The 8,467-nt window shown below is 65.3% G+C and carries 8 protein-coding genes; 2 read left to right on the top strand and 6 right to left on the bottom strand.

Annotation, left to right across the window (positions count from 1 at the left end; genetic code table 11):
• Positions 1-104: 104 nt before the first annotated feature.
• Both macA and J4P02_RS09615 read left to right on the top strand, forming a co-directional pair.
• Positions 105-1,256: a macrolide transporter subunit MacA gene (gene macA / locus J4P02_RS09620; protein WP_426189503.1), complete on the top strand. Its 1,152-nt coding sequence runs from the start codon at positions 105-107 to the stop codon at positions 1,254-1,256.
• A gap of 2 nt (positions 1,257-1,258) precedes the next feature.
• Positions 1,259-3,217, top strand: a complete 1,959-nt coding sequence (locus J4P02_RS09615) for a MacB family efflux pump subunit (RefSeq protein WP_426189500.1) — start codon at positions 1,259-1,261, stop codon at positions 3,215-3,217.
• Between the two features lie 52 nt (positions 3,218-3,269).
• On the opposite strand, the gene J4P02_RS09610 is transcribed toward J4P02_RS09615, so the two are convergent.
• From J4P02_RS09610 to J4P02_RS09585, 6 genes are all read right to left on the bottom strand, one after another.
• Positions 3,270-4,049 carry a helix-turn-helix transcriptional regulator gene (locus J4P02_RS09610; RefSeq protein ID WP_426189497.1) on the bottom strand — a complete coding sequence of 260 codons (780 nt, stop codon included), beginning with the start codon at positions 4,047-4,049 and terminating at the stop codon, positions 3,270-3,272.
• A 237-nt stretch (positions 4,050-4,286) separates the two neighbouring features.
• The gene (locus tag J4P02_RS09605; RefSeq protein WP_426189495.1) at positions 4,287-4,700 is read right to left on the bottom strand and encodes a VOC family protein; all 414 of its coding nucleotides are present in this window, start codon (positions 4,698-4,700) and stop codon (positions 4,287-4,289) included.
• 204 nt (positions 4,701-4,904) lie between these two features.
• The gene (locus J4P02_RS09600) at positions 4,905-6,371 is read right to left on the bottom strand and encodes a GDL motif peptide-associated radical SAM/SPASM maturase (protein WP_426189493.1); all 1,467 of its coding nucleotides are present in this window, start codon (positions 6,369-6,371) and stop codon (positions 4,905-4,907) included.
• A 124-nt stretch (positions 6,372-6,495) separates the two neighbouring features.
• Positions 6,496-7,113, bottom strand: a complete 618-nt coding sequence (locus tag J4P02_RS09595) for a DUF1842 domain-containing protein (RefSeq protein WP_426189491.1) — start codon at positions 7,111-7,113, stop codon at positions 6,496-6,498.
• Positions 7,114-7,155: 42 nt separating this feature from the next.
• Positions 7,156-7,779: a DUF1842 domain-containing protein gene (locus tag J4P02_RS09590; RefSeq protein ID WP_426189489.1), complete on the bottom strand. Its 624-nt coding sequence runs from the start codon at positions 7,777-7,779 to the stop codon at positions 7,156-7,158.
• A gap of 35 nt (positions 7,780-7,814) precedes the next feature.
• Positions 7,815-8,000 carry a DUF1843 domain-containing protein gene (locus tag J4P02_RS09585; RefSeq protein WP_426189488.1) on the bottom strand — a complete coding sequence of 62 codons (186 nt, stop codon included), beginning with the start codon at positions 7,998-8,000 and terminating at the stop codon, positions 7,815-7,817.
• Positions 8,001-8,467 lie beyond the last annotated feature (467 nt).

Here is an 8,467-nt window from a genome sequence, read left to right as displayed (position 1 = left end):
GTGTTTATCCATCGGGAACGCTCCTCGCTGCGGCAGTAGGGCGTTCCTCAAGGGGGCCTGCCGCTGGCCGGCGGGCCCCACCCTCAACGTACTCGTGGTCAGTCATGGAAAAATCGAAGTTTCGCAAAATCGCTATGGGGCTGTTGCTGGTGGTGGTCGCCGGCTTGATTTTCTATACGGTGCAGGCACCGGCAGAGGCGCCGCTGTACCTGAGCGCCAAGGTCGAACGGGGGGATATCGAGAACGCGGTGCTGGCCTCGGGGCTGCTGGAGGGCATCAAGCAGGTGGATGTCGGGGCCCAGGTGTCGGGGCAGTTGAAGTCCCTCAAGGTCAAGGTCGGCGACAAGGTGAAGAAGGGCCAGTGGCTGGCGGAGATCGACCCGCTGGTGCTGCAGAACACCCTGCGCCAGGCCCAGGTCGACGAGGAAAACCTGCAAGCCAAGCGCCGCGCCACCGCGGCCCAGCTCAAGGAAACCAAGGCCATCTACGAGCGCTACCGCGACCTGCTGGTGGATGCTTCGATCTCCCAGCAGGATTTCGATACCGCCGAGTCCAACTACGAGGTGCAACGGGCCAACCTGCTGTCCCTGGATGCGCAGATCAAGAGCGCGCATATCCAGATCGACACCGCCAAGGTCAACCTGGCCTACACCCGCATCGTCGCGCCGATCGATGGCGATGTGGTGGGGGTGGTGACCCAGGAAGGCCAGACGGTGATCGCCAACCAGCTGGCGCCGATCCTGCTCAAGCTCGCCGACCTGGACACCATGACCGTCAAGGCCCAGGTTTCCGAGGCCGACGTGATCCATATCGTTCCGGGCCAGGAGGTGTACTTCACCATCCTCGGCGAGGCCGAGCGGCGCTACTACGCCAAGCTGCGAGGCACGGAGCCGGCGCCGCAGAACTTCCTCGAAACCCCGCCCGCCGGCACCCCCAAGCAGAACACCGCGGTGTTCTACAACGCCCTGTTCGACGTGCCCAACCCGGACCACCGGCTGCGCATCGCCATGACCGCCCAGGTGCGCATCGTGCTGGCCACCGCCAAGGACGTGCTGATGGTGCCGGTGGCGGCCCTGGGCCCGCGCAACGCCGACGGCAGTTTCGCGGTGCGGGTGCTGGACGCCAAGGGCCATGCGCAGACGCGCAATGTCAGCGCCGGGATCAACAACAACGTCAAGGTGGAGATCAAGGACGGCCTGGGCGAAGGCGACAAGGTGGTGATCGGCGATCCGCTGCCGGGCAAGGCGGGGGCCTGAACATGAGCCAGCCACTGTTGCAGCTCAAGGGCATCAGCCGCAGTTTCGTTGCCGGCGACCGCGAGTTCCTGGCCCTGAAGCAGATCGACCTGTGCATCGAGGCCGGGGAGATGGTGGCCATCACCGGGGCCTCGGGCTCGGGCAAGTCGACCCTGATGAATATCCTCGGCTGCCTGGATTACGCCACGGCTGGCAGCTATCAGGTCAATGGCCGGGAAACCCGCGATCTCGACGACCAGGCCCTGGCGGAGCTGCGGCGCGATCACTTCGGCTTCATCTTCCAGCGCTATCACCTGCTGCCGCACCTGAATGCCATGCACAACGTCGAGATGCCAGCGATCTATGCTGGCACCCCGGAGCCACGGCGTCACAGCCGGGCCCGGGAACTGCTGGCGCGCCTGGGTTTGTCCGGGCACCTGGAGCACCGCCCCAGCCAGTTGTCCGGCGGCCAGCAGCAGCGGGTGAGCATCGCCCGGGCACTGATGAACGGCGGCGAGGTGATACTCGCCGACGAACCCACCGGGGCCCTGGACACCGCCAGCGGCAAGGAGGTGATGGACATCCTCCAGGAACTGCATGGCGCCGGGCACACGGTGATCATCGTCACCCACGACCCCAAGGTGGCGGCCAATGCCGAGCGCATCATCGAGGTGCGCGACGGCGAGATCCTCAGCGACCGGGCCAACCTGCGACCGCCGCCACAGGCCGCGGAAACGCCGCCGGTGAGTGCCCGGCCAGCCGCCGCGCGGCGCCTGGTGGCCAGCCTCGGGCTGTTCAAGGAGGCCTTCGTGATGGCCTGGGTGGCGCTGGTGTCCCATCGCATGCGCACCTTGCTGACCATGCTCGGGATCGTCATCGGCATCACCTCGGTGGTGTCCATCGTGGCCATCGGCGAGGGCGCCAAGCGCTATGTGATCAAGGACATCCAGGCGATTGGCAGCAACACCATCGACATCTTTCCCGGGGCCAGTTTCGGCGACAGCCGGGCCGCCGGCATCCAGACCCTGATGCCGGCCGACGTCACCGCCCTGAACCAGCTGTACTACGTCGACAGCGCCACGCCGATGGTCGGCCGCAGCCTGCTCTTGCGCTACGGCAATATCGATCTCAATGCCTCGGTCAACGGCGTCAGCCATCTGTATTTCAAGGTGCGCGATCTCAAGCTTGCAGCCGGAATCGCCTTCAGCGAGAACGATGCCCGGCGCCAGGCCCAGGTGCTGGTGATCGACCACAACACCCGCCAGCGCCTGTTCGGCCCGGATGTCGACCCCCTGGGGCAGGTAGTCCTGGTGGGTAACCTGCCGTGTACGGTGATCGGGGTTACGGCACAGAACAAGAACCTGTTCGCCGCCAGCAACCTGCTCAACGTCTGGATGCCCTACGAGACCGCTGCCGGGCGCGTGCTGGGCCAGCGCCACCTGGACAGCATCAGCGTGAAGATCAAGGACGGGCAACCGAGCAAGGTGGTGGAAGAGCATGTGCGCAAGCTGATGGAGCAGCGCCACGGCACCAAGGACTTCTTCACCAACAACCTCGACAGCATCATGCAGACGGTGCAGCGCACCAGCCGTTCACTGGCCTTGCTGCTGTCGCTGATCGCGGTGATTTCCCTGGTGGTGGGCGGCATCGGGGTGATGAACATCATGCTGGTGTCGGTCACCGAGCGCACCCGGGAGATCGGCATTCGCATGGCGGTGGGGGCGCGGCAGTCGGATATCCGTCAGCAGTTCCTGGTGGAGGCGGTGATGGTCTGCCTGATCGGCGGGGCCATCGGTGTCGGCCTGTCGTTCGCCATCGGCTACCTGTTCACCCTGTTTATCCAGGAATGGGAGATGGTGTTCTCCCTGGGCTCGATCATCACCGCATTCGCCTGTTCGACCCTGATCGGCATCGTCTTCGGCTTTGTCCCGGCGCGCAATGCCGCGCGCCTGGACCCGATCGAGGCCCTGGCCCGGGACTGACCAGGGCCGAGCCACGGACCGCCGGCCTGGTACGCCGGCGGGGTGGAAGCACTCAGGCCGGGGAAGGACCGGCCGGGGAGGTGTCGCTCGGCGCTGCGGCGGCGGGCTGGGGCGAGTACATCCAGCGCAGCAGCGAATGTCGGCCGCTGATGCCGAGCTTGACGGCTGCGCGCTTCAGGTAGCTTTCCACGGTATTGACCTTGAGCTGGAACTGCTCGGCCAACTGCGGCGCGGTGCGCCCGGCCAAGAGCCCGACGCAGACTTCCAGCTCGCGAGTGGAGAGGCGCAAGCCGGACTGCTCCAGGCGCTCGGCAAAGCGCAGGCGCAGGGTTTCCAGGCCCTCGCTGGCATCACCCTCCTGGCCGACCGCGACGCCTTGGGGTTGCAGGGCGCTGATGTGCTTTTCCACCATGGGCAACAGCAGCGGCGAGAAGTCTTCGAGCAACAGGCGCTCCTGGGCCGAGAAACTGCGGGATTGGCTGCTGCGGTACAGCGACACCACGTACTGATAGGAATCCTTGTGGCCGGTGAGGTGCAGTTGCACCGGGGCCTCGGTGGCATCGCGGGGGCGCGGCGCGGTATCGCTTGCCTGTTCGGGAAAGCCGGCGCGCAGCAGCGGGTCGTTGGCGCTGGGGTTGCCATACAGCGGGTTGCGGGTGTGCAGGGCACTGTTGTCGGGCTGCTGTTGCGGGTCGAGCCGCAACTGGGTGATGTGGGTGGCGTCCACGGGCAGCTGGGTGAGGATCAGGTCGTGCAGCATGCGCGGGAAGCTGCGGCTGCCGGTACTGGCGATGACCTTGCCGATATGGGGGAACAGTGCTTGTGAGTTCATCATTTCATCCATGAATGTGAAGGTGCGAAAAGCCTGTCTTATACCAACGAGTTTGCCTAACTGTTGATTTACCTCCGTTTTCAACGGATCGATAAGCGGCCGCTTCGTATCCTAGTACAGGGTTTTGCTGGATGTTTGATGAAGTGGCAAAAAAACGCCGATGAATGGCACAGGGCAGCGGATGCCGGGGGACAGGGCACCCGCCGCCAAGGCCGGAAAAGACCGCGGGGTGGGGCGTTACTGGGTTTTTTCGCAGTTGACCATCCATGGCACGCCGAAGCGGTCCACCAGCATGCCGAAGCGCTCGGCCCAGAAGGTGGCCTCCAGGGGCATCTGGATCTGCCCCCCAACCGCCAGGGCGTTGAACACCCGTTCGGCCTCGGTGGCGCTGTCCACGTTCAGCGATACCGAGCAGCCATGAAAACCCGGGACCGGGCGGTCGGGGGTGGTGTCCGAGCCCATCAGCACCTGGTCGCCGACGCTGAGCCGGGTGTGCATCACCAGGTCCTGGCAATTGGCGGGCACCTGCGCGCTGGCCGGGCTTTCGCCGAAGGTCATCAGCATGTCCAGCTGGCCCTGCAAGGCCTGGGCATAGAAGGTGAAGGCGGCTTTGCAGTCGCCGTTGAAGATCAGGTAGGGGTTGATTTTCATGTTCGGCTCCCGGTCGCAGGCAGTGGGGCGGGTGGTGTCGACAGGCCCTTCGGCGCATCGAGCGACCTTGATAGCAAAGCCCTTATGACCGACATGCGGGAGGTTTTTTTAGACGCTTTTTCCATGACCCCAGGCCTGCTCATGCCCAAGCGCCCGGTCGCCCCCCCTGTGGGTACGACCGGGACACGGCCAGGGCTGACGGGGTCAGAGCCGCGGCTGTTCCTGGGGCAGGCCCAGTAGCTGGTGCAGGGTGCTGATCAGTGCCTGCTGGCGTTGCCGGTCCTCTTGGTGGCGGGCTTCGGCGGCGGCCACATCGGCCCCACAGTGGGGGCAGTGGTGCTCGTGGGCATGGATGTACTGCAGGCACTCGCGGCACAGCGCCAGGCGTGGGGCAATCCGCCCTTCGGCTGGCGCGGCCTGGCCCTGGTTGGCCCAGGCCAGCTTGATCACCTGGCCGCTGTCGCTGACGCTGGAAACCCGTTCACCGGTGTCGATGCGCTCGGTGATCAGGTCGAAGCGGCCCACGGCGAAAGACGCCGGCCCGGCTTCCTCGAGCTTGACGATGCGTTCGCGCAGGCCCTGTTTCTGCAACTCCAGGGTGCGGTAGTGGCAATAGGGGTTGTTCCCCGGCTTGCCCAGCAGCGAGTGCGAGGTCCAGGTACAGCCGCCACGGCAGATATCGTTGTAGTAGCAACTGCGGCAGTAGCCCCACAGATCGTCCACCGAGCGCAGGCGGCCGAAGTGGATGCCTTCGCTGTAGTGCCAGATATCGTGCAGGTTCATGTTGCGCACGTTGCCGCCGGAGAAACCCACGGTGGCCAGGGACGGGCAGCCCTTGACCGTGCCGTCGGCCTCCAGGGCCAGCACCGTCTGCCCGGCGGCGCAGCCGCTCCAGTGCACGCGGTCGTCGCCGAAGCCGCGCCACATGTGTTCGTAAGGGCCGTAGTAGCCGATGTTGTTGCCGACATTCATCAGCAACCCGCGCTCCAGGCCTTCGCGGTACAGCCGCGCCAGCAGCGGCATGACCTCCAGCAACTGATAGGGCTGCAGCAGCAGTTCGGGGTGATCCACGGCGTTGCCCATGGCCACGGTCAGCTGGATCTGCCAGTGGCTGGCGCCGGCCTCGATGATGGTGTCCATCAATGCCGGCAGGTCGGGCAGGGTGGCGGCACCGATCTGCGTGTTGACGCTGATCTTGAGCCCCGCCTGCTTGGCCCGGCGCAAGGTGTCCAGGGCCTTGTCGAAGGAGCCCTGCACATTGCGCACCGCATCATGCAGCGGCGCCAGGCCGTCCAGGGACACGCCCACGCCGTCGAGCCCGGCGTCCACCGCGGCCTGCATCTTGGCCGGGGTCAGGTTGCGTCCGCCGGTCTGTACCGCCACATACATGCCGTGGTCGTGGATGGCCTGGATCAGCCGCGTCCAGTCCTTGCGCAAATAGGCTTCGCCACCGATCAGGGTGACTTCGCGGGTGCCCAGGGCGGCCAGTGCGTCGATCACCTCCAGGCATTCCTGGGTGTTCAACTCGCCAGGGCGTCGATGCCCGGCGCGGGAGCCACAGTGCAGGCACTTGAGGTCGCAGGCGAGGGTGATTTCCCAGACCACATGCACCGGCACATAGCGCTTGATATCGGTTTCGCTGAGGTAGCGGGCGGGGAGCAGGTCTGACATGAGAGGTCCTTGCGCACCCGGCGGCGCGCGGCAGCAAAGCATGGAAGCCGGCGCGCCTTGCGCGCGCGGCAATGGCGCGAGCGGTGACAGCCCCGAGGCCGGCGGGCGGCCCCGGGGCCTGGGTTCAGCGTTGTTCCAGACGCTTGATTTCCGTCTGCAACTGCTGCACCGCCTGGCTCAGCTGGTCACTGTTGGCCAGTTGCTGCTCGGCCTGGACCACCAGCGCCTTGAGCCGCGCCAGATCGCCACTGGCCTGGGCCTGCTGCAAGGTCACGGCGTACAGCGGATGCGGGTGCTGGTAGGCCTGGTCGCCCTTGCTGGCCTGGCCCTTGGGCTGCACGGGGGCCGGATGCTCCACGGGGGCCGGGCTCACGCTGGCGTGTTGCACCACATGCCAGTGGCCCTGGTAGTTGTAGCGGTAGCTGGCAAAGCCGTTGACCCAGTCCAGGCCGAGAATGCCCTGCAGGTGGAAGGTCTCGGCGATCTGGCTGGTGGGGCCGCTGGGGTTGCCCGCCAGGTTGAGGACGATATGTCCCTCACTGGCGGGGTCGAGCTTGACCTGGGAGTAGTCGCCCCAGACGTCGGCCAGGAAGTGCACCGGTGGCGAGGTGGCCTGGGTCACCCGGGCTACGCCGCTGACTCTTTTTTGCGGGGTGTTGACCAGCAGGTCGAGGGTCAGTACCGGGCCTCCGATCACCGGGTTGGCGACGATGAGACGGGTGTGGAACAGTCCGATTGTCATGCTGTGACTCCTTATTCTTGGAAGAACGAATCAGCTTCGCGCTCAGCGCCGCTCGTGCTTGTTGATCTCGGCCTTGGCCGCGTCCAGTGCGGTGCGGATCAGCGGCAACTGCTCCAGCTGTTGGGTGGCCAGCTGGTGCAGGCTCTTCATCTGCGCCAGGTCGCCACTGGCGATGGCACCGTGGATCGGTGCGGCGTACAGCGCCGAGATGGGTGGCAGCGGGTGGTTGCTGCGGCCGCTGGCCTGCGGCTGCGAGTAGCTGCTCGAATGCACGCTTTCCTGCAGGTGGGCCGGTACGTTGTTCACCGAGACCCAGCTGTGGCCGTTGTAGTACTGGTAGTTGGCGATGCCTTGCTGCCAGTCGTCGCCGACCACGAGATGGATCTTGAAGGTGATGATCGAGTTGGAGCCGGGGCCACCCTGGTTACCCTGGGCGGTGATCAGGATCTTGCTGCTGGTGGGGTCCATCACGGTGAGGTAGGTGTACTGGCCCCAGACATCGCTGTGCAGGTCCACGGGCGGGGTGATGCTCGAGGTGCCGCGCACGCTGAGCTCGGGGGTGTAGACCAGCAGGTTGAGGATCAGGGTCGGGGCCCCGGGTTGCGAGTTGCCGATGCGGTAGCTGAGGGGAAACAGGCCTTCGGCTTGCGGGTTGCTAGCGGACATGTGTGTTGCCTCCATTCAATGACAGGGAACCGCGATCAGTGGCGTTCCAGGCGGGCGACTTCCTTGGCCAGCTGTTCGTAGGCGTGGTGCAGTTCCTTGGGTTCGTTCTTGCTCGGGTCGCGTTTGGCCAGCAGGGCTTTCATCTGGGGCAGCTTGCCTTCGGAGATCGCCGATTGAATCGCCACCCCGTAGGGTGGAATCACATGCTGTGCATTGCTCATGGCGTTTGCCTTCCGTGGGGGTTGATGGGGGTGCTGTTTGGCAGCCTTTGCAGTTAAGCAGCGCCCTTGGAAATGGCCGGTTAATGGCACATTGAACATGTGGATTTCCGACCGGTGGATTCACGGCGGATGGGCGGTGGTTTGGGGTATTCGAAAGGGCGATATGGGGGAGGTGGGGTGATTGCCGATGGCGATTTGAGGGGCATGTTCGTTGCTGCGGGTGTGGCGGTTTCGCTCTCACGGCGAGGTCGGGGTACATATCCGTTGTTGCGGGTGTTGCCACTGGCGGTTTCGCTTTTACAGCGAGTCACTTTGGAAAAGGCCCAAAGTAACCAAAGGCCTCCTGCCCCCGCATCCGGCGCCTCGCTAAGGCTCGGCGTGCCCTCGCTCCGGCATTGCTCCGGGGGCACGCCGCCACAGGCCATCCATGGCCTGGGGCGGCTAGCTCGGCATCCATGCCGAGCTGC

Origin of the sequence: Pseudomonas sp. NFXW11 (assembly GCF_049887815.1) — a bacterium.
GTDB lineage: Bacteria > Pseudomonadota > Gammaproteobacteria > Pseudomonadales > Pseudomonadaceae > Aquipseudomonas.
The sequence above is the reverse complement of the archived record's forward strand: the minus strand, read 5'-3'. Positions and strand labels throughout refer to the sequence as shown.